The following is a 20761-nucleotide window of genomic DNA, read 5'->3' as shown; positions in this document are numbered from 1 at the left end:
TATTTTATATAAGAAAACCGCGTCATTTGGCGCGGTTTTTTGTTTTTTTATTAAAACTGTTTATAGATGTCTCGCTTATACATTTGTGGAAGCAAGCTGGAAACCCAGTAATGTCCAATTTGTATTTGCTTGTCAATCAGTTAGTCTGATTAACAACTGCAATGGCCATTCCATCATGTTCTTTAGCGCCAACAGTTTGAAGAATAGTGGCCGTAATATTTTTGTTATTGCTTAATAATTTGTTTAATCTTTGAACTCCTTGTACTTTTTCATCCTGACTGTTATCGTCAAGAACCTTTCCTTCACGGATCACATTATCCAATATTATGATTGTACCGGGACGCGATAGTTGAAGAGCATACTTGAAATATTCTGTATAAGGAGGTTTATCTGCATCAATAAAAATCATATCAAATTTTTCATTCTTTTCCTTTATCATCTGAGGAAGAAGGTCCAGTGCTTTACCGATTTTTATTTCTACTTTATCAGAAAGTCCTGCATTTTCAATGTTTTGCTGAGCAACTTTTCCGTGGTGTGCATCAACTTCTATTGTAATTATTTTACCGTTGATGGGTAAGGCTCGTGCAAGCCAAATGGTACTATATCCTCCTAATGTTCCTAATTCCAGAACTTTTTTTGCATTGCAAGCCATCATCATTACCTGCAAAAATTTTCCCTGATTGGCCGAAACACTATGCTGAGGAAGTCCTGCGGCATCAAGAGATTTAATTGTATCTTTTAATATCTGATCTTCAGGGGCAAGTAAATCACTGATGTAGTGGTCAATTTCTAGAAAAGAATCCGTTTTCATAGTATTAGAATTAGAGTTAGGTGAATGTTTATTTCTTACTACTTCATTATGCTTTTCTAAATTTACATTTATTTCAAATATTACTAAGTATGTTTTTTACTGATATTTGTTGTAAATAACTGAATATTAGTAAACAGAACTCTAGTTGTGAAAGTTTATATTTTTTATTGAGTATAAATAGTTTCGGGGGGGGCCAAGGGCGCGCCGCAAAAATTTTATTATAAAAATTGAAAAAAAAAAAAAAAAAGTTTTTTTTTTTTTTTTTATTTATGTGGGGCGCCCCCCCCCCCGCCCCCCCCGAAACTATTTAATTATAAAATTGCCAATACAACATCACTTCGTTGTTTTCACAAAATGGGTGACAGCAGTCACAAATTCTTTATTTTTCTCATAATACAAAAGGTGTCCACCATCAATGGAAACTAATTTCTGATTAGGAAACTGAAAGGTTTTATAATGCTGAGTTCCGACTGCTTTATCCTTTTTTCCGGTGATAATCAATACAGGAACATGGATGTCTTTTGTAATGGGGGCATAATCAGCATAATATTCCGGGAAGTCTTTGGGTTTTGAAATGACTGCCATTCCGAAGTCGATGATACGAGGATGGAGAGAATCGATCTTATCAGATTCTTTTATGGTTTCGATATCTTCGGTAAGGAATTTATATCCAATTCTTTTTTTCCTTAATGCACTGCTTATTTTTGAAAGTTCTGAAGAAAGGCTGTCTTTAGGGATTGCTCTGTTTTTTGTCTGTAAAAGACTGTTTCCATATTCAATCTGTTCTTTGATAGATTCATTATTCAGAAAATGAAGGGTAATATTGGCAAGAATGAGTCCTTTGGTATACTGGGGATATTTTTTTGCATAACTGACTGCAATAATTCCACCAAAAGAATGTGCCAGTAAGAAGACCTTTTTCAACTTGAGATGCTGTCTCAGCTCTTCAATATCTTGAACCATTTTATCAAGATGATAATTTTCTGAAGTGCCGGATCCCCCGGAACCCCGCTGATCCATATAGACCATCTGCATATTTTTTTCCAGACTACTTCCTCCCATCAGTTCAAAGGATGGATAACCCTGACCAGGACCTCCGGGAACATAAATACAGGCTTCTCCTTTTCCGGAGACTTTATATTTGATCTTTACGTGATCTGAGGTTTCATAAAAACATTCAGAGTGATGTTTCTGAGCCGAAACAACAGTCAGGGAAGTGAAAAAAAAGAGTAGGAGAGCAATTGTTTTCATATAATTATAACAACTGTAAGGGGCTGTTTATTACTAAGATTAGAAATTATCTTTCTTTGCTTTGTCACTTCATAAGGTCTTTGGGGCTTGAAGACTTTCCCTTTTTAATAGAGCATTCCTTTCCAGATCAATGTCTTCATATATTATTTTGTTTGTGATTAGATTTTTGGATGGTGATTTCAACGGATCATCCTTCGTTTCCGGATTCTGCTTAATGTTTCTCTTGCTACTCCCAGAAATGAAGATAGTTGGGTAAGGGATATGCGTTGCAGCATTTCGGGATGTTTGGTTTCAATATATTCCAGTCTTTCCTGTGCAGTATAGAGTTTGAATAGATTTGCAAACTCTTCCTGTCTGGAAGCAAACTGACGAATGCAATGGCGCCCCAATGTTTCAATTTCAGGAACCTTTCCGGCAGCTTCAAATAATTTTGCCTTATCAAAAATAATGGTATGAAGTTCTTCACAAGCGATGATATTGAATTCAGATTGCTGTCCGCTTCCAAAACTGCTGATATTGGTCGCTATTTCGTTCTCAAAGAAAAATCCAGTGTTTTTTATGACTCCTTCTATTTCATAATAGCTTTTACAAAATCCTTTATCAATATAAAATAGAGAATCACAGATTTCACCTTCTTGTAACATCAGTTCATTTTTCTTGTAATGTCTTTCCGAGAGGGCAGGTTGAAGTATTATCCAGCTCTCGTCAGAAAAGGGAGTAAGGGATCTGATATAGTTAAGTAGATTTTCCATAGTATTGTGAAATCCTATTTCTGCGAAAATAATAAAATTGACCGAGATTACTTGTAAGAGTCATTTTTCTTCAGAATAGAGCCACAAAAAAGAGCGGTAAAAACCGCCCTCAACAAGATTTTATCTAACAAAATATATTACATATAAACACACCCGCATCCGGTTTCCCATTCCTGGCAAAGACGCATAGGTTCATTGCAGCCGGGGTTACCACCACCACCTCCGGAAACTCTGTAACAAGTACCATCGCTACAATAGTATGAGCCTAGTGTTGGTGGACAATTACCATCCATATCACATAATGCATAAGGAGTATCACCACCACTTATCAGCACAAGCTGGCTTCTCTTTAGTTTTTTGAAATTTTTCATAGTAATAATCTTTAATTTGTTGATTACTAATATATAGAAAAATTAGAACACTAACAAGTGTTTTAATTGGGAAAGTTTAAAATATTCTATGATAATATCCGTTTTATCAGATTTATTCCACATCTAAAGTCATGAAAAAAGCGATCTCGTCCGAATTATTGTATAGTCTTGTATTCAGTCCGGTAATATTGAACCCCATTCTTCTATAAAACTGGATAGCAGGGTAGTTGGTATTTTGTGTTTCGAGCTCAATGACTCTGCAGTTTAATCTTCGGGCTTCTTTAATGGCACTTTTAATCAGCATAATTCCGATTCCCTGTCGCCTGTGTTTTTCGTCAATCAGGATGTTTTCGATGTACAGGCTGTTGTTCCATGTTCTGTGCTCACAGATGATCCAGCCTGCAAGTTCTTCATCAACAAAGGCACCGAAAGAATTTCCCTTTTCAATGATGGTATTCAGTTCTTCCAGATCTTCAGAAGTAGTCTCCCAGTTTTTAGTATAAGGCAGAGTCTTTTCTTTTAAGCTGAATTCAAAAGAACCTCCAAATTCAATAGAGGAAACTGAATATATTCTGTCTGTTGTATAGCCGTTATGTCCCCAGTTTACACTTAGATCAGAGATTAATTTTTGTAATTTTCTTATTTCCACGTGAGATATTTTTAAGCTTATTGAATTTCAGTACAGATTTCTACCAGATAATTGTTGGGATCTTTGATGTAAGCTGTTTTTTGCCCCCAGGGTTTTACTGCAATATCTTCGTAAAGAGAGGCGCCGTTTTTTATGGCTTTTTCCACCAGAGCTTCTACATTATCCGTTGTAAACCCAAGTTCCATCCCGAAAGGTTGATTTTCAGTTTTTGATGTTAAAAATCCTTTCTTAATATTAGAACCTGCAAGATCCACAGAGGCAAATGACAAACTGGTTTCTCCGGTAAGCAGCTCTCCATAATCCTTTTCAGGAGTGATAAATTTTATTTCGGTATCAAAGGTGTTTTTATAAAAATTCATAGATTGCTCTACATCTTCTACATACAAAATGACATATTTGAATTTGATCATATGATTGAATTAAATGGTTTTATTTTTTATTTAAAATATATTCTTCATCCACTATGAGTTCTGCGTGAGGACCCTGTAAAGGATATTCTTTGAAACTTCCGAAGTGACCGAAATGAAGAGGGTATTTCTGGGTAAGCTGGCGCACTTTACTCCCAAATGAATTGATGTCAACTTTTTGAACAGCTTCTTTGTTCTGTCTGCCATTGCTGAAAAAGAGCATCAGGTTGCAATGATCTTTAAAATCAAAATCATTATAATAAAATACATTGAGATTTTCTTCTTTGCATATTGATGCTAAATCATCAATAAGACTTTGTTTAAATTGTAAAGGCAGATTACAATCAATTCTTACAGCGTAATTTTCAGCATTGTTTTTCTTGAAATCCGAGCCAACTATTTGAATAAACCGATGTTCTATACTTTTGAATTCTTCTCTTTCCGGAGCATAACTTTTGCTGGATTGAATGGTAAAAGGGATACTGGAATCTAATAATACAGCATTTTCACGAATCAATAGTTCTTCTATTTCTTCTGCCAGCTGAAAATGAAAATCAAAGAGCTGATAATCTCCGATATTGATGATCAAATTATTTCCATCGATATCCAAATGTAAATAGGTTTCTTTGAAACGTCCTTTCAGTTCTTCCAGCTTTCCGATAAAATCGTCTGTATTTTTCACCTGAACTTTTGCCGCCAGTTCTGCAGGATTATCAGCATGTCCACCATATCCCGGGAAAAAATTGAAAAACTGAAAGTTATATAAATGATCCGGAAATTTGAAATACCAGTATACGCCTAGAATCATAGCAGATTGATTGATGAATTGTGCAATAATCAAATTTAAATAAAATTTCACACTCCAAAACTTTCAAAACCCTTAAATTTGTTGTCAATAAAAATTTACTTGGATGCTTAGGAACATTTCAATTGCGGCAGCTACTTTTTTGTCCGTAGTTACAATCAATGCACAGAAGAATAAAAATACCCAACTGGAAAGACCAAAACTAGTCGTAGGTTTGGTTGTAGATCAGATGCGTTGGGATTATTTATACCGTTTTTATGGTAAATATGGGAATGACGGTTTCAAAAGACTTTTGAATACAGGATATTCTTTGAATAATGTACACATTCCATACGTTCCTACCATTACCGCGTTGGGACATACATGTATCTATACAGGTTCAGTACCGGCTATTCACGGAATTGCTGGAAATGACTGGACAGATAAGGAAACAGGAAAAGGAGTGTACTGTACAGCTGATGAGAGCGTTCAGCCAGTAGGAACAACCAATGTAAAAACAGGAAGTCACTCTCCAAAAAATCTTTGGTCTACTACAGTAACTGACGAATTGAGATTAGCAACCAACTTTCAGGGGAAAGTAGTGGGTGTTTCTTTGAAAGACCGTGCTTCTATTCTTCCTGCAGGACATACTCCAAACGGAGCATTCTGGTTTGATGACAGCACAGGAAATTTCATTACCAGTACCTGGTATATGAATGATCTTCCACAATGGGTAAAATCATTCAACGCTCAGAATCTTCCTGAAAAATTAGTAGCCAACGGCTGGAATACTTTACTTCCAATCAATCAATATACGGAAAGTGCACCGGACAATTCTTCTTGGGAAGGACTGCTGGGAAGTGCAAAAACGCCTACTTTTCCTTACAGCAACTTAGCAAAGGATTATCAGACTAAAAAAGACAACATCCGTTATACACCTTTCGGGAATACGCTAACATTGAAGTTGGCAGAAGCTTCTGTAGAAGGTGAAAAACTGGGTGGAGATAATATTACAGACTTCCTGGCCATCAACCTTGCATCTACTGATTATGCAGGTCATAAATTCGGACCCAATTCTATTGAGGTAGAAGATGTGTATATCAGATTAGATCAGGATTTAGCAGAATTCTTCAATTATTTGGATTCTAAAGTAGGAAAAGGAGAGTATACAGTTTTTCTTTCTGCTGACCATGGTGGAGCGCATTCTGTAGGATTCCTTAAAGAGCATAAAATCCCGACAGGTTTCTTCGGTGAAGATGCAGAAAAGAATCTGAACCAAAAACTAAAGGATAAATTCGGAGCTGATAAACTGATCAATGCGATTGATAACTATCAGATTTATTTTGACAGAAAAGTTTTGGCAGACAGTAAACTTGAATTGGATGATGTAAGAAACTTCGCTGTAAAAGAACTGGAGAAAGATCCTACAGTTTTATATGCAGTTTCTGTAGATAAAGTTCAGGAAGCAAGCATTCCGGAGCCTATCAAACAAAGAATTATCAACGGAATCAACAGACAGAGAAGTGGAGATATCCAGTTAATTTCTCATGATTCTATGCTTCCTCCATATTCTAAAACAGGAACTACTCATAGCGTTTGGAATTCTTATGACTCGCATATCCCATTGATCTTTATGGGTTGGGGAGTTAAGCAGGGAGAAAGCAACAAGGCTTATCACATGACCGATATTGCACCTACCGTATCTTCTCTACTGAAAATTCAGTTCCCAAGTGGAAATGTAGGAAACCCAATTACGGAAGTTATTGGTAAATAATTGTATACGATTATTCTATGATACATGGCTGCTTTCAACCGAAAGCAGCTTTTTTTGTGAGTTATTGCTTCAAATTTTCAATCCGCTACACACTATTCTCACTTTTTGGCAAATACATATAAAAACCTATCTTTGCAAAAATTTTGGTTTCCAGTATTTTGGAATGAAAAGGGAATCGGGTGTAACTCCCGGACTGTCCCCGCAACTGTAAATCGCAATAAAAGTTTCTGTAAACAACCACTGTCTAAAACGGGAAGGAGCAGAATGCGAAAGTCAGGAGACCTGCCGGAATTATAATAAAAAAACATATTGCTTTCGGAGGAAAAGTAAAAAAGTATGGATATAAAAAGATCTTTAGTACTGCTTTTTTCATCTTATGGCTGTTTTCTTTTTGGACAAGAGAAAACCATCGACACTATTTATGTCTTCGATAACCAGATGAATAGGGTGAAACTTTTTCATCCCGTAAAAATAATTTCGGCAGAAGAGGCCGAGAAAAACTCCAGTAATCTTTCAGAACTTCTGAGATTTCAGTCACAGGTATTTATCAAAGAAAATGGCCGTGGGGCTGTTTCTTCGCCATCTTTCCGGGGTACTACTGCCCAGCAGACTGCCTTTGTATGGAATGGGATAAATATCAACTCCAGTTTTTTAGGACAGGGAGATATCAATAATATTGCTTTGTTCGGATATGACCAAATCGGTATAAAAGCCGGCGGAGGAAGCGTAGTCTACGGAAGTGGAGCTATCGGGGGAAGTATTCACCTGAATAACACCCTTGATTTTAATAAAGGCTTTCATGGTTCTGTATTTTCTGAAGTTGCTTCTTTCAATACCTATAATAATTTTGTAAAAGGTTCTTACAGCAATGATAAGTTCAGTTTTAAAGCTTCCGGAAATTATTCTGTAAGCGAAAATAATTATGAGGTAAGTGATCTAAACTATCTCAACAGAAACGGGAATTACTACAATACGACATTCAATGCAGGTGCATCTTATAAGATAAACAACGATCATAAAATTTCGTGGCAGAGCCAGTTTTTCGATTCTTCACAACATTATCCTGTATATGAAGAAACGGGAACAAAAACAAAATATAAGACTCAAAGTGTAAGAAGCCTTCTTTCCTGGGACTGGAACAAAGCGAAGTTTAGCAACTCCCTTAGAGCAGCCTATACAGAAGAGAATTTTCAGTATTTTGGTTCTTTAAACCTGCCTAAATCCAGTGGCGGAACAGGGAAAAATTACATCTTTAAAAATGATTTCAATTACTTCCTGAATTCTAAGTGGAATTTTAATCTTATCGGAGAATTTCAGATCAATAAAGGGGAAGGATATGCGAGCGGAATATCCAGTGTCAGCAGAAATGTTGGTTCTGTTTCCGGATTGTTGAGATATTTTGCAACAAAAGATCTGCGTTTTGAAGGTGGATTCAAGAAAGATTTTGTGGAAGATGTGAAGTCACCAATTATGTATTCATTCTCCGGAAAATGGAGTGTTGCAAAATGGTATGATGTAAGCGTTAACGTGTCAAAAAACTTCAGATATCCGTCATTTAATGATATTTATTATGAGCCGGGAGGAAATAAAGACCTGAGACCGGAAACCTCTACTCAGGTAGATATGACCAATGAGTTCAAAGTGGGAGATTTCAGACTTGCCTTGTCTCCGTATTATATGAACATCACAGATCTTATTGCATGGCTTCCAACGGCTAAAGGATACTGGCAGGCATTCAATGTCAATAAAGTTGAATCTTACGGATTAGAATCTCAGCTGTCTTTTAGTAAACAATTGGGAAATCATAAATTCAGAGCGAATGCAGGGTATTATTATGCAAGATCTATAGATAAAGAAACGCAGCTGCAGAGACCTTATGTTCCTATGCACAGAGGATCTGCCAATATAGATTATGAATATGGTTTCTTTAAGTTTTTTGCACAGGGATTACTGAATGGTGTTACCTATACCACAAGTGATGAAAAGAGATCAGAAGCTATTGATCCTTATTTTCTTTTGAATATGGGTGTTTCAGCAACTTTAGCGAAAAAATATACCTTAGGGTTTAAAGTGAATAATCTAACAAATACCTATTATAAAACGGTTTCTTTTTATCCTTTACCGAAAAGAAACTATAGTGTATACGCAGCAATAAATTTTTAAAAATTAAAATTGAATAAATTATGAAAATAACTAAACTTTTAACTGTACTATTTGCAGTAGTGTTATTATTTAACATGTCTTCATGTACAAGTGATTCTGCTGAGTTTGAAATCTCTCCGATCACTTACCAGAATGGATATTTTATCTCTAATGAAGGTAACTTCAACAGCCAGGGAGCTAAAGTAACCTTCCTGACAAGAGATTTGAGTATGAAACAGGATGACGTATATGGTTATAACAACAATAAAGAAATTTTGGGTGACGTTCTTCAGACGATTGGTCTTAACGGAAATAAGGCTTATCTTGTAATCAATAACTCAAACAAAATTGTTGTAGTAGACCGTTATACATTCAAAAAATTAGCAGTAATTACAGATCAGATTGATAACCCAAGAGGGATTACTTTTGCAAATAACTTTATCTATGTTGCCAACCTGAATTTCTCTACGAATGCAACAAGCGTAACGAAATATAAAGCTTCTGACTATTCATTTGTAAGCAAAATCACTATGACAGGCGGGGCTGATAAAACAGTAGAAGCTGGTGGAAATGTTTTTGTACAGAATGCAACATCAGGATTCGGAAATATGATTACTTATATCAATACTTCCAATGACAGTAAGACTGAAATGACAGTTCCAAATGGTAAAATTAACAGTACTATTTCATACAAATCTAATGTTTACACAATTTCTTCAACAGCTGCAGATTCTTATGTCTATAAGATTTCAAGCACTGGAGCAATGACTCCGGTAGTAACACTGACAGGAATTCCAAACGCTACCAACCTTCAGATTGATAACGATAAAATCTACTTCAGTTCTGCAGATAAAGTATATACAACAAGTTTAGCGACCCCTACAGTTCCTACAGCTCCATTGCTAACAGCTGCAGATGGTGGTCCTTATTTTACGCTTTATGGATTTAACGTTATTGATGGAAGAATCTTTGCATCAGATGTTAAGCAATTTACAGCAGAAAGTGAAATGGTAATTTATTCAGCAACTACGGGTAACAAAATTAGTTCTCTTAAAACAGGAGGTCTTGGTGCTAACGGTACTTTCCTGAATCCATAAACCTTACAACATATAAAAAAATAATTTTTTATTTTTTCATCATTTGTGTTTTTTTCCGGTCGGTTTCTTTGAAACCGACCGGCTTTGTTTTCATAAGTGGAAATAAAAAAGCCCGGCGGGATGGAACATCCCGCCGGGCTTTTTATTATTTATCAATTGAACTTATATTGTCAATCCCAGTTTCTCTGCCTCAGCAATCACAAACTTTGTAGCTTCTTCTTTTTCATTAGGAATTTCCCCTTCAAGAATAGCTTCTTTTACTTTCTCCTTTAAGATACCGATTTCGCGGCCTGGCTTAAGATTAAACATTTCCATGATCTCTTCTCCTGTAATAGGCGGCTGGAAGTTTCTTACCTGATCTTTTTCTTCCACTTCTTTGATCTTTACCGCCACATATTCAAAATTTCTTTTGAACTTCTCCTGCTTCTTAGAGTTTTTAGTGGTGATATCTGCTTTACACAGGGTAAAAAGATCTTCAAGGTTTTCACCGGCATCAAATAAAAGTCTTCTCAATGCAGCGTCTGAAGCATCATCAGTTATCAGAGCAATAGGTCGCGATGAAAGCTTAACCATTTTCTGAACATATTTCATATCATTTCCTAATGGTAACTTCAATCGCTGGAAAAGTGTCTTGGTCATTTTTGAACCTAAAAACTCATGACCATGAAATGTCCATCCTGTACCTTCTACAAATTTTTTCGTAGGAGCTTTACCAATATCATGTAGCAAAGCAGACCAACGAAGCCAAAGATTATCTGTATTCACAGAAATATTATCTACAACTTCCAGGGTATGGTAAAAATTATCTTTATGAGTTTGGCCTTCCACTTCTTCCACTCCTTTTAATTCTATCAGCTCCGGAATGATCAGTTTCATAAGACCGGTTTGCTCCATCAGTCTCAATCCGATAGATGGCTTTTCAGAAAGCATAATTTTGTTGAATTCTACCATGATTCTTTCCATAGAAACAATCTTGATTCTTTCAGCTTCCTGCTGGATAGCCTGCAGAGAATTCTCCTCAATTTTAAAATTTAAAGTTGAAGCAAAACGCACCGCTCTCATCATTCTCAAAGGATCATCAGAATAGGTCTGAGCCGGTTCTAAAGGAGTTCTTAAAATACCCTTTTCAAGATCATCAACCCCATTGAAGGGATCAATCAGTTCTCCAAAATTAGCTTTGTTTAAAGAAATAGCCATCGCATTGATGGTGAAATCTCTTCTTTTCTGGTCATCTTCCAGGCTTCCGCCTTCCACTTCGGGTTTTCGGCTGTTTTCGGTATAACTTTCTTTTCTTGCTCCCACAAACTCAAGTTCAAGTTCTTTATACTTGATCATGGCAGTGCCATATGTTTTGAATACGGAAACCTTTAATTTAGGATCTAGATCCTGAGCTACATTTTGAGCAAGCTCAATACCACTTTGCTCGGTCACAAAGTCTATATCTGTAGAAGCTTTTCTTTTCATCAGAAGGTCACGAACATAACCGCCCACAATATATACAGACTGGTTATTCCTTTCTGCTGCTTCAGAAATTATTTTAAAAAGTTTTAAATTCTTATTTTGATTAAGATTAATTATCATCGTTAATAATAGTGTCAATTTCTACCAATGTTACTCATTAATCGTAATGAGCATACATTCTACTAATTTTTCCGTCTTCATTAAAAAACATGACTTCAACAGCATGTTTATCCATGATCGACTTATAAAATAATGCTGCTGAATCTACTCCTGCCGTGGAATGAATGAGATCAAAATGAAGATCCGGAAACTTATCCAAGGCCTTTCTCCAATATTCACGGACGGCTTCTTTTCCTTTTAAAGAGCTTTCTTTGCCGCCTGTAGCCATAACTATCATGGGTGTGGTGATCTCAATATCATCTGAATAATGGGTGAGAATAGCCTCTAAATCATGAGAATTCCATGCACTAATCCACATTTGAGCAAATTCCTGATGATTCATAGCAAATAATTTATGAGTTGAGTTTGCAAAGATAGAATTAAAAAAAAGAAATCCTGCCGATATGAACTGACAAGACTCTAAAAAAATAAACAGAAAGTTCCCGGATTTCTATTCCCGAAGAACCTTTATTCTATTATCGCTCCATATTTTGATAACGGAAGAACCTGAGTATTTTGAAACTTTTTCTCTGTCTTCTTCCACTGCATAATCTACAAGACTGATCATTTCCTCAGAAATATCAGAAAATTTTAACGGACTTTTCTCACCACTGAAGTTGGCAGAAGTAGACACCAAAGGTTTGTTTAGTTTTGTAATCAGTTTCTTGCAGAAATCATTTTTTACCAATCGGATTCCGATGCTTCCATCCTCAGCAAGAAGTTCTTTGGGCAAGCCTTTTGGGTTTTCATAAACAATGGTTACCGGTTTTTCGCTGAGATCAATAATTTCCCAGGCCATCTCAGGAACATCCACCAGATCCTGAAGTCTTTTTTCAGACTCCACAAGAATAATCATGGATTTATTTTTTTCACGCTTTTTGATGTCAAAAATTTTATTGACAGCTTCTATATTGGTGGCATCGCAACCAATTCCCCAGATCGTATCTGTAGGGTAAAGGATTGTTCCTCCAGATTTTAATATTTCAATAATATGTTCCATAATTGTATGTGAATTCAAAGAGTGGATAAAGGTAGAAAATCTGTGAATTTTAGACAAAAAAATAGGATGTAAATGTGGTTTATTGGTTTGATTCTTACCATAAGACAGATTACAGTCCGTGAAAAAATGAATTGAAATAAGTTGTTCGCTTAATTGGTTCAATATATTCTGGGCGCAGTATTTTTTTAAAATCTCTTTTGGTAAGATGCTGTGAAAATAATACGGTAAAATTTGACCTTAATCCTTCTTTAATTACTGTATAAAGAATAGCATTGTCTTTAAAGAAAATAATAGTTGTTTGCTCATAATTACCCGAAAAACTATAAAGATCAGAAGCTTCGTTAAGAAAAATCAGATTGTCAGAGATTTTACTGATTCTATAATTATACTTTTTTCCATATTCAATAATTCTTTTTTTAGCTTCTTGTTTATGGATATCAAATGTAATTTCTTTTAAATGCTTTTCTGTGAATTTGCAGTATAGAACATATACGCTAAATATAAGTGAACATGTAAGGATAAAATATTCTAAACTACTATTGAGGGAAGGTTTTATTTCTCTAAGACAAAGTATCGAAGCACTTGCCAATACTAAGAAACCCAAGTAGATAGAAATAGTATCAAACTTATCATATGAGCTTTCTTCAAAAACTAATTTTTTAGATTGAATACTTTCAGTGATTCTTAAATTTTTTAGAGATCTCATTGGATATTTAAGATAATCTTTGGCTGCTATTAAATTTAGGTTTTATGGATAAATAAAATGAGCTAACTACTAAAAAAATAATAGAAACTACCCATAAAAAATAACCTGTTTCTAAACTGTATATTTTTCCCATCCTTCCATTTTCAGCGGCTAAGATTTCTTTCCAGAAAAAAAATGAGATAGCAGGTACTATGGCCATTAGACCGAATATAAGTGATAGTAGAGAATACTTTTTATAACAACACATTACTGAAATGAAAAACCAAATATTGGCAGTCCATACCAAAAACTCAAATATTCCACCACCCAAAAAGCTAATGGGACCTATAAGGAATGCTTCAAATGATTTATAATTTTTAATCTCTCCCATGTCTTCAATTGTAAAAGCTGTAAAACAAAGGGAGAGTGTAAAGATCAGCATACTGATTAGTGCTGTACGTTTTCCTACATCCATCCTAACTTCGATAAATATCTTTCTTCAATAATATTCAGGTGATGGTAATTGTGTCCTACAATCAGTTTTCCTATGGTTTCTACAGTTATTTCATGGCCATTGGCTGTACCTGTATTTTGTAAAGCCGAAGGTTGAAGTGTTTCTAATAGAATCTGGGAAGATTTCCTCACCAGTTTGTATTCATCCAAAAGAGATTCAAGTGTTCTTTCACTGGCAAAAGACTGATCGGCATATTCATTTTCATCAAATCCCGGAAGATTGTTTTTTTCTCCTCTGGCAAAAGCTAATATTCTATATTGGAAAACTCTTTCCGTATCAGATAAATGGAGTAGAAGTCCTTTCAATGTCCATTTTCCTTCTGCATAAGCAAAATTAGACTGTTCTTCGGTAAGATTGGAATAGATTCCTATGGTTTTATCAGCTGATATTTGCAGTTCGTTTAACCAGTCTCCGGATGGAATCTGATCTAGATATCTTTGAATGTATTTTTGAAAATCGGTCATATTATTTTTTTTGTTTTTATAAATTGATTTTGAGGTGCGGGACTCGAGGTGCGAGTTCCTAGATTTGGGGTTCGTGATTCGAGTTTTTGATATAAATAACAGAGGAGTTTTTGAATATTTTATAAATTATACATTTTACAAAAATTATTTACTACCTATTGCTCATTACTCATGAATTGCTCCACTCGTAAAAATTAGAAGAGTCATACTGTTCAAATCCGCAGGCCGGATACAGCTGATTCCCGATATCATTACTTTTTCCTGTTTCTAAAAGGATACCGCACGCTTTTGATGAACGGCAGAGTTCCTTAGATTCTTCAATTAATTCTTTTGAAAAGCCTTTTCCTCTGTGATTTTCATTCACGTAGAGATCATTCAGCAGCCAGTAACGCTGCATTCTTGTAGACGAAAATATAGGGTATAATTGTACGAAACCTGTTAGCTTCCCATTTTCTTCTGCAACAAAGATTTCTGAATCTTTATTTTCAAGTCTTTCCTGAAGAAAACTTGTAGCGGCAGGAATATCTGAGGTCTTATGATAAAATATTCTGTACTGGTCAAATAGTTCAGCCAGCTGAGGCAAGTCGGAAATGTCTGCTTTTCTTGTGTTTTTCATAGTATTAGGTGGTGTTTATAATAAAATGAGAAGGATTAATTAACCCTTCTCATTTTAGTTTATAGTATGTTAAGAAAAAGCTTTCTCAAGATCTGCAATAAGATCTTCTGCATCTTCTATTCCTACGCTTAAACGAACAAGGTCATCAGTGATTCCCAGTTCAGCACGTTTTTCTGCCGGGATTGAAGCGTGAGTCATCAAAGCAGGGTGGTTAGCCAAAGATTCTACTCCTCCTAAAGATTCTGCCAAAGTGAAAACTCTTACTTTTTCTAAGAATTTAATAGCATCTTCTTTCTTTCCGGATTTAAAAGTGAATGAAACCATTCCTCCAGCTTCCTTCATCTGAGATTTTGCCAACTCATACTGAGGATGAGATTCTAATCCAGGATAAATTACTTTATCTACAGCAGGATGATTTTCAAGATATTGTGCTACTGCAAGTCCATTGTCAGAATGTCTCTGCATTCTTAATGCCAGTGTTTTGATGCCTCTCAATACAAGGTAAGAATCATGAGGTCCTAAAATACCACCACTTGCAAACTGAATAAAGTGAAGTTTCTCTCCCAGTTCAGCATCTTTAGCAATAAGTGCTCCTGCAATCACATCAGAGTGTCCTCCTAAATATTTCGTTGCAGAATGCATTACGATATCAGCTCCCAGATCAATAGGTCTCTGGATATAAGGTGTTGCAAAAGTATTGTCTACTGCTACTAAAATATTTTTTCCTTTCGCAATCTCTACAACCGCTTTGATGTCTACTAATTTCATCAATGGGTTGGTAGGTGTTTCTACCCAGATCAGTTTCGTTTTATCTGTGATAACATCAGCGATTTTAGAAACATCATCAAAATTAACGAATGTAAACTTCAGCTGATATTTTTCAAAAAGTCGGGTAAACATTCTGTAAGTACCTCCATAAAGATCATCTACAGCAATTACTTCATCACCAGGATTTAATAATTTCAAAACACAGTCGATGGCAGCAAGACCAGAACCGAAAGCTAAACCTCTCGCTCCATTTTCAATACTTGCCAAAGAATCTTCCAATGCCTGTCTTGTAGGGTTGGCAGCTCTTGAATATTCATATCCGGAATGTACTCCAGGGCTTTTCTGTGCAAACGTAGAGGTTAAAAATACAGGAACATTTACAGACCCTGTTGCAGACTCATGGTGCTGCCCTCCGTGAATTACTTTTGTATTAAAATTCATAATTTTTTGCTTTAGGCTTGAGCATTAAGCAATAGGCTTTAGGAAATATTGCTTAAGCTGATTGTTTTTTATTAAAATTGCTCTATGCTGAATACAAAAAGCTTACCGCTTACTGTATATCATGCATTTTTACTTAATGGCAGATTTTACAGCAAATTCTTCTGCAACCTCTTCCATCCATTGTGCTACATCCTCTTCTCCGGTTGCTCTCTGATATGTGCTTCCTAAAGATATTAAAATCTGGTGGATAAACATCTTCATCTGGTCTACAGGCATTTCTTTGGTCCAAAGATCAATTCTTAATGCCTCTTTTGTTTTTTCATCCCATACAGAAATCATGGTTGCTTTAGTATCTTGTTTATCAATACCTCCATCCTGAGCGTTCCATGTAATGTTTTCAGGAACATGATTTTCATCAAGCTCTACATCTATCGTAATCTGAGTCTTTCTCATTTTTCTATTTTTTTCTAAATTCTAAATTTTCTATTATTTAAGTTTCGGCTTATAACCGGATTGATTAAAAATGGTAGTGGCATCCATTTTCAGGAAAGCGGTAAGTTTTGTCTCAGGCTTTTCCTTAAGGTATGCCTTACAGATTTGCCATCCTGTAAAAATTCCGATTTGTGGTGAAGATTCATTATCGATCTCCGTATAAAATTTCGAGAATGGTCCCGGCGAGATGAAACGCTCTCCCAATCTTGGATCATCGCCGAAGATCAGGTTGCTTTCTACAAAATAATTCCAGATATTGGCTTCATTACCCGTTGCCCATTCATACTGTTTTTTAGTATAATTCATTTTCAGATAATCAGGAACATCCGGAAGAAAAGCATCCTGAAGAATCATTACTTTTCCGTTCAGAATGATCTGATCAATGAATTTCTGATGATCAGGAGATTCCGTTACAATATTTTCAGCAAAAAGCTGAGATACCTTAGGAACAATATTCTGTGGGTTCATTGATTTTTGAAAATACAGTTCCAGCCCTTTATAATTAGGATTTCCGTCTCCCATAAAACCTGTAATATCTATAAATAGAAGATTTCCTTTCTGATCATAAAATATAGGATCCTGAATCATCTGTAATGCAGATGAGAATAAATATACTTTGGGGCTTTTGAACTGTGGAAAATAATACTTGATGTGCGAAAATAAACTCTTTAGCTCCGTTTGTAATGTAGCCTGGTCTATTTTTCCGATAGCTTCCTTGTAGATTTTGATCTCTTCTGCATCTGTCCTTCTTTTCCCGAAATCTGCGTCTGAAACACTTCCCTGAAACCAAGGAAACTGAGTTTTAAACTGCTCCAGCGGAACATTCGGATTGTAAAATTCTTTGGAAATATCTGTTACATCAATTTTTTCGGCAGTCTCTTTGACTTCTACCTTCCATTGATTTTCAGGTTCTTTTTTGCAGGAAACAAGTCCGGCAGCTAAAATAGAAGAAAGCGCAATATATCTAAAAATCTTCATTATTTTTACATGGAATTTAAGTTTACAAAAATAAGGATTAAATACACAATTTATGATGAAAATTAAAATAATTACAACCCTTTGCCTTATTTGTGGACTTTCTTTTTTCTATGGACAAAAGCTTGAATTTAAAGATAGAAACTTTGAAAAAGCAGTACTCGAAAATTTTGATCTGAATAAAAACGGAATACTTGAACCTCTTGAAGCGGGGACGGTTACAAATTTATTCCTTATTCAGAAAGGAATTACTTGCACTGAAGATCTGCATCTGTTTAAAAATATAAAAATGATTATTCTGGATGATAATATGATCCCGAATATTGCAATACACAATCTGGATCAACTGGAATTGTTTTCCTGCACAGGATGTAAAATTTTGTCATTCAAAGCAGAAAACTTAAAAAACTTAAGTTCTTTATATCTGGATAATAATCTGTTGGAAGGAATTTCGCTGAAAGGAATTCCAAAAATTGACCAATTAACATTATCTTTAAATCAATTAAAAACAATTGACCTGACTGAGTTTAAAACAGTAAGAAAATTGAATCTGGAACATAATAAGCTTCAAAAAATTGATATTTCCGGGAATCCAGCTTTGCAAACCCTGAATATAATGGGAAATAAGATAAAAGAAACGGATATCAAAAAAGGAATAAAAACAGATGTTACCATTTTTGGAGCGGGAGAGTAAAAACTAATGATTATGAAAATAGAAACAAAACGACTGATTTTAAGAAAGCTTGAAGAGACAGATGTTGAACGTATCTTTCTTTTAGATTCTGACCCTGAAGTGATGAAATATATCGGGGTACCGGTATTGACAAATATCAGTGAATCCAGGAATGTTATCAGCATGATTCAGAAACAGTATGAGGAAAATGGAGTAGGAAGACTTGGAGTGGTAGAAAAAGAAAGCGGAAAGCTGATAGGATGGAGCGGGTTAAAATTATTGACCCATGAAACGAATGGTTATCAAAATGTTTTAGAACTGGGATATCGTTTCTTACCGGAATCATGGGGGAAAGGATATGCTGTGGAAGCCGGAATAGCCTCTCTTGAGTATGGTTTTAATGACCTGAATGCGGAGATTATTTACGCCTATGCTCATTCTGAGCATGAGGTTTCCAATCATATTTTAAGAAAATTAGGATTTGAAAAAACCAGTGAGTTTGAAGAACCTGACGGTATTTGCTTTTGGTATGAGCTGAAACGTGAAAAATTTATTTAATAGCCGTAAATTAACTTAGAACAGAAAATAAAACCAATGATACTGGAAACTGAAAGACTTATTTTAAGAAAACTTGAAGATACGGATTTTGAAAGATTGTTCCTGATGGATTCTGATCCCGAAGTGATGGAATATTTGGAAACTCCTGCAGTAACGGTTGAAGATTCAAAAAAGATGATCAGGGTAATTCAGAAGCAATACGAGGAAAATGGAGTGGGAAGGCTGGCCGTTATTGAGAAAGAAAGCGGTTTGATGATAGGATGGAGTGGTTTAAAGCTTCTGAGACAACCTGTCAATGGATTTGTCAATACATTAGATTTGGGCTATCGTTTCATTCCTGAATTTTGGGGGAAAGGATATGCCTGGGAAGCGGCAAAAGCTTCTTTGAATTATGGTTTCAGAACATTAAATGCTGAGACTATTTATGCTTATGCTAATACCGGAAATACCGGTTCCAATCATATTTTAAAAAGACTGGGCTTTGATAATAAAGGCGAGTTTGAAGACTCTGATACAAAATGTTTCTGGTACGAACTGAAACGTGAACAATATATTGAATAGAAATGATAACAATAAGAAAAGAAGAAGAAAAAGATCATCAACAGGTCTTTCAACTTACGGAAGAGGCGTTCAGAGAGATTGAACATAGTGATCATCAGGAACAGTTTCTGGTTGAAAAACTAAGACAATCTGAAGCTTTTATTCCGGAATTATCCCTGGTTGCTGAAAATGAAGATGGAAGAATTGCAGGCCATATCCTGTTTACAAAATTAAAAATTGTCAATGGTACAGAATCCTTTGAATCCCTTGCGTTAGCTCCGGTTTCCGTAAAACCTGAATTTCAGAATCAGGGACTTGGAGGAAAACTGATTGCCGAAGGACACCGTATTGCCGAAGAACTTGGATACCAATCGGTGATTCTTATCGGACATGAAAATTATTATCCACGCTTTGGTTACAAAAAAACGAGTAATTTTGGAATCTCTTTTCCATTCGATATTCCGGAAGAAAACGGAATGGCTGTAGAATTGGTAAAAGACGGATTGAAAGATAAAAAAGGGATGGTGAAATATCCTAAAGAATTTGGAATAGACTAAAAAAAATAAACGATGCAGACACAAAAAGTGATAGATCATATTGTAAGTTGGTTAAAAGATTATGCTACAAAAGCAAAAGTGAACGGATATGTAATTGGAGTTTCAGGAGGAGTAGATTCCGGAGTTGTTTCTACATTAGCAGCAATGACAGGCCTGAAAACATTACTGATCGAAATGCCGATTCGTCAGAAAGCAGATCAGGTAGACCGTGCACAGGATCATATGAATGACCTTAAATCGAGATTCCCAAATGTAGAAACAATGTCTGTAGATCTTACTCCTGCGTTTGAGGAACTGTACAAAACTTTTGATGTAAAAGATGATCTGTATCCTAACGAAAAACTTGCTTTTGCCAATACAAGATCCCGTTTGAGAATGCTTACTCTATATTATTATGGGCAGCTGAATGGACTTCTGGTATGTGGAACAGGAAATAAAGTGGAAGATTTCGGAATCGGGTTTTATACAAAATATGGAGATGGCGGAGTAGATGTTTCTCCCATTGCGGATCTTTATAAAACCGAAGTATATAAACTTGCTAAAGGGTTAAACCTGATCAAAAGTATTCAGGAAGCTATTCCTACGGATGGTCTTTGGGATGTAGATAGAACAGATGAACAACAAATCGGTGCAACATATCCTGAACTGGAAAAAATTCAAAAAGAATACGGTACTAAAACGGCTGATGACTATGAAGGAAGAGATAAGGAAGTTTTCCAGATCTTCGACAGAATGCATAAAGCAGCCAAACATAAAATAGACCCTATTCCGGTTTGTGATATTCCTGAAGAATGGAGAAGTGAATAAATAAAAAGTTATT

General features: G+C 35.5%; 25 protein-coding genes and 1 riboswitch. Of the genes, 8 read left to right on the top strand and 17 right to left on the bottom strand.

What is annotated here, in order from left to right:
* Positions 1-136: 136 nt before the first annotated feature.
* The 7 genes from AC57AW_RS20220 to AC57AW_RS20190 form a co-directional block, all read right to left on the bottom strand.
* The gene (locus tag AC57AW_RS20220) at positions 137-811 is read right to left on the bottom strand and encodes an O-methyltransferase (RefSeq protein ID WP_496353330.1); all 675 of its coding nucleotides are present in this window, start codon (positions 809-811) and stop codon (positions 137-139) included.
* A 333-nt stretch (positions 812-1144) separates the two neighbouring features.
* Positions 1145-2062, bottom strand: coding sequence for an alpha/beta fold hydrolase (locus AC57AW_RS20215; RefSeq protein WP_496353329.1), 918 nt, complete (start codon positions 2060-2062; stop codon positions 1145-1147).
* 179 nt (positions 2063-2241) lie between these two features.
* A complete protein-coding gene (locus tag AC57AW_RS20210; protein WP_496353328.1) occupies positions 2242-2814 on the bottom strand; it encodes a Crp/Fnr family transcriptional regulator in 573 nt (190 codons plus the stop codon).
* A gap of 137 nt (positions 2815-2951) precedes the next feature.
* The gene (locus AC57AW_RS20205) at positions 2952-3185 is read right to left on the bottom strand and encodes a hypothetical protein (protein WP_496353327.1); all 234 of its coding nucleotides are present in this window, start codon (positions 3183-3185) and stop codon (positions 2952-2954) included.
* A 112-nt stretch (positions 3186-3297) separates the two neighbouring features.
* A complete protein-coding gene (locus tag AC57AW_RS20200) occupies positions 3298-3834 on the bottom strand; it encodes a GNAT family N-acetyltransferase (RefSeq protein WP_496353326.1) in 537 nt (178 codons plus the stop codon).
* A 17-nt stretch (positions 3835-3851) separates the two neighbouring features.
* Positions 3852-4244: a VOC family protein gene (locus tag AC57AW_RS20195; RefSeq protein WP_496353325.1), complete on the bottom strand. Its 393-nt coding sequence runs from the start codon at positions 4242-4244 to the stop codon at positions 3852-3854.
* Positions 4245-4263: 19 nt separating this feature from the next.
* Positions 4264-5049, bottom strand: coding sequence for a hypothetical protein (locus tag AC57AW_RS20190; protein ID WP_496353324.1), 786 nt, complete (start codon positions 5047-5049; stop codon positions 4264-4266).
* Between the two features lie 103 nt (positions 5050-5152).
* Between AC57AW_RS20190 and pafA the strand changes: the two genes are divergently transcribed.
* The 3 genes from pafA (at position 5153) to AC57AW_RS20175 (ending at position 10038) form a co-directional block, all read left to right on the top strand.
* Positions 5153-6799, top strand: coding sequence for an alkaline phosphatase PafA (gene pafA, locus AC57AW_RS20185; protein WP_496353323.1), 1647 nt, complete (start codon positions 5153-5155; stop codon positions 6797-6799).
* Between the two features lie 127 nt (positions 6800-6926).
* Positions 6927-7103: riboswitch (cobalamin riboswitch) on the top strand.
* 32 nt (positions 7104-7135) lie between these two features.
* Positions 7136-8962, top strand: a complete 1827-nt coding sequence (locus tag AC57AW_RS20180) for a TonB-dependent receptor plug domain-containing protein (RefSeq protein WP_496353322.1) — start codon at positions 7136-7138, stop codon at positions 8960-8962.
* Between the two features lie 20 nt (positions 8963-8982).
* Positions 8983-10038, top strand: coding sequence for a YncE family protein (locus AC57AW_RS20175; RefSeq protein ID WP_496353321.1), 1056 nt, complete (start codon positions 8983-8985; stop codon positions 10036-10038).
* 162 nt (positions 10039-10200) lie between these two features.
* Here the strand turns inward: AC57AW_RS20175 and AC57AW_RS20170 are convergent, their stop codons facing one another.
* The 10 genes from AC57AW_RS20170 to gldB all read right to left on the bottom strand — a co-directional run bounded on the left by AC57AW_RS20170 (position 10201) and on the right by gldB (position 17616).
* Positions 10201-11619, bottom strand: a complete 1419-nt coding sequence (locus tag AC57AW_RS20170) for a CCA tRNA nucleotidyltransferase (protein ID WP_496353320.1) — start codon at positions 11617-11619, stop codon at positions 10201-10203.
* Between the two features lie 37 nt (positions 11620-11656).
* Complete coding sequence (locus tag AC57AW_RS20165; RefSeq protein WP_496353319.1) at positions 11657-12001, bottom strand: nuclear transport factor 2 family protein; 345 nt, start codon at positions 11999-12001, stop codon at positions 11657-11659.
* A gap of 108 nt (positions 12002-12109) precedes the next feature.
* Positions 12110-12658, bottom strand: coding sequence for an L-threonylcarbamoyladenylate synthase (locus AC57AW_RS20160; protein WP_318846905.1), 549 nt, complete (start codon positions 12656-12658; stop codon positions 12110-12112).
* A 109-nt stretch (positions 12659-12767) separates the two neighbouring features.
* Complete coding sequence (locus AC57AW_RS20155; RefSeq protein ID WP_496353318.1) at positions 12768-13364, bottom strand: hypothetical protein; 597 nt, start codon at positions 13362-13364, stop codon at positions 12768-12770.
* 7 nt (positions 13365-13371) lie between these two features.
* Positions 13372-13818: a hypothetical protein gene (locus AC57AW_RS20150; RefSeq protein ID WP_496353317.1), complete on the bottom strand. Its 447-nt coding sequence runs from the start codon at positions 13816-13818 to the stop codon at positions 13372-13374.
* Positions 13809-14321: a DinB family protein gene (locus tag AC57AW_RS20145; protein ID WP_496353316.1), complete on the bottom strand. Its 513-nt coding sequence runs from the start codon at positions 14319-14321 to the stop codon at positions 13809-13811. Before AC57AW_RS20145 ends, AC57AW_RS20150 begins: the two co-directional genes overlap by 10 nt.
* Before the next feature lie 169 nt (positions 14322-14490).
* Positions 14491-14937 (bottom strand): GNAT family N-acetyltransferase, encoded by a 447-nt coding sequence (locus AC57AW_RS20140; protein ID WP_496353315.1) that lies wholly within the window; start codon positions 14935-14937, stop codon positions 14491-14493.
* A 69-nt stretch (positions 14938-15006) separates the two neighbouring features.
* Positions 15007-16146 (bottom strand): cystathionine gamma-synthase, encoded by a 1140-nt coding sequence (locus AC57AW_RS20135; protein WP_496353314.1) that lies wholly within the window; start codon positions 16144-16146, stop codon positions 15007-15009.
* A gap of 129 nt (positions 16147-16275) precedes the next feature.
* Positions 16276-16599, bottom strand: a complete 324-nt coding sequence (gene gldC / locus AC57AW_RS20130) for a gliding motility protein GldC (protein ID WP_318846910.1) — start codon at positions 16597-16599, stop codon at positions 16276-16278.
* Between the two features lie 33 nt (positions 16600-16632).
* Positions 16633-17616: a gliding motility lipoprotein GldB gene (gldB, locus tag AC57AW_RS20125; protein ID WP_496353313.1), complete on the bottom strand. Its 984-nt coding sequence runs from the start codon at positions 17614-17616 to the stop codon at positions 16633-16635.
* Between the two features lie 52 nt (positions 17617-17668).
* Here gldB and AC57AW_RS20120 point away from each other — a divergent pair, with 52 nt between their 5' ends.
* From AC57AW_RS20120 to nadE, 5 genes are read left to right on the top strand one after another with little or no spacing between them, the layout of a single operon-like run.
* The gene (locus tag AC57AW_RS20120; RefSeq protein ID WP_496353312.1) at positions 17669-18307 is read left to right on the top strand and encodes a leucine-rich repeat domain-containing protein; all 639 of its coding nucleotides are present in this window, start codon (positions 17669-17671) and stop codon (positions 18305-18307) included.
* A 12-nt stretch (positions 18308-18319) separates the two neighbouring features.
* On the top strand, positions 18320-18844 hold the full coding sequence (locus tag AC57AW_RS20115; protein ID WP_496353311.1) for a GNAT family N-acetyltransferase: 525 nt from the start codon (positions 18320-18322) through the stop codon (positions 18842-18844).
* Positions 18845-18880: 36 nt separating this feature from the next.
* Positions 18881-19405: a GNAT family N-acetyltransferase gene (locus AC57AW_RS20110; RefSeq protein ID WP_496353310.1), complete on the top strand. Its 525-nt coding sequence runs from the start codon at positions 18881-18883 to the stop codon at positions 19403-19405.
* A gap of 2 nt (positions 19406-19407) precedes the next feature.
* Positions 19408-19941: a GNAT family N-acetyltransferase gene (locus tag AC57AW_RS20105; RefSeq protein ID WP_496353309.1), complete on the top strand. Its 534-nt coding sequence runs from the start codon at positions 19408-19410 to the stop codon at positions 19939-19941.
* 12 nt (positions 19942-19953) lie between these two features.
* Complete coding sequence (gene nadE / locus AC57AW_RS20100; protein WP_318846916.1) at positions 19954-20748, top strand: NAD(+) synthase; 795 nt, start codon at positions 19954-19956, stop codon at positions 20746-20748.
* Positions 20749-20761 lie beyond the last annotated feature (13 nt).

Source organism: Chryseobacterium sp. BGA-UO-ETr-SB22 (genome assembly GCF_059567885.1).
The sequence above is the reverse complement of the archived record's forward strand: the minus strand, read 5'-3'. Positions and strand labels throughout refer to the sequence as shown.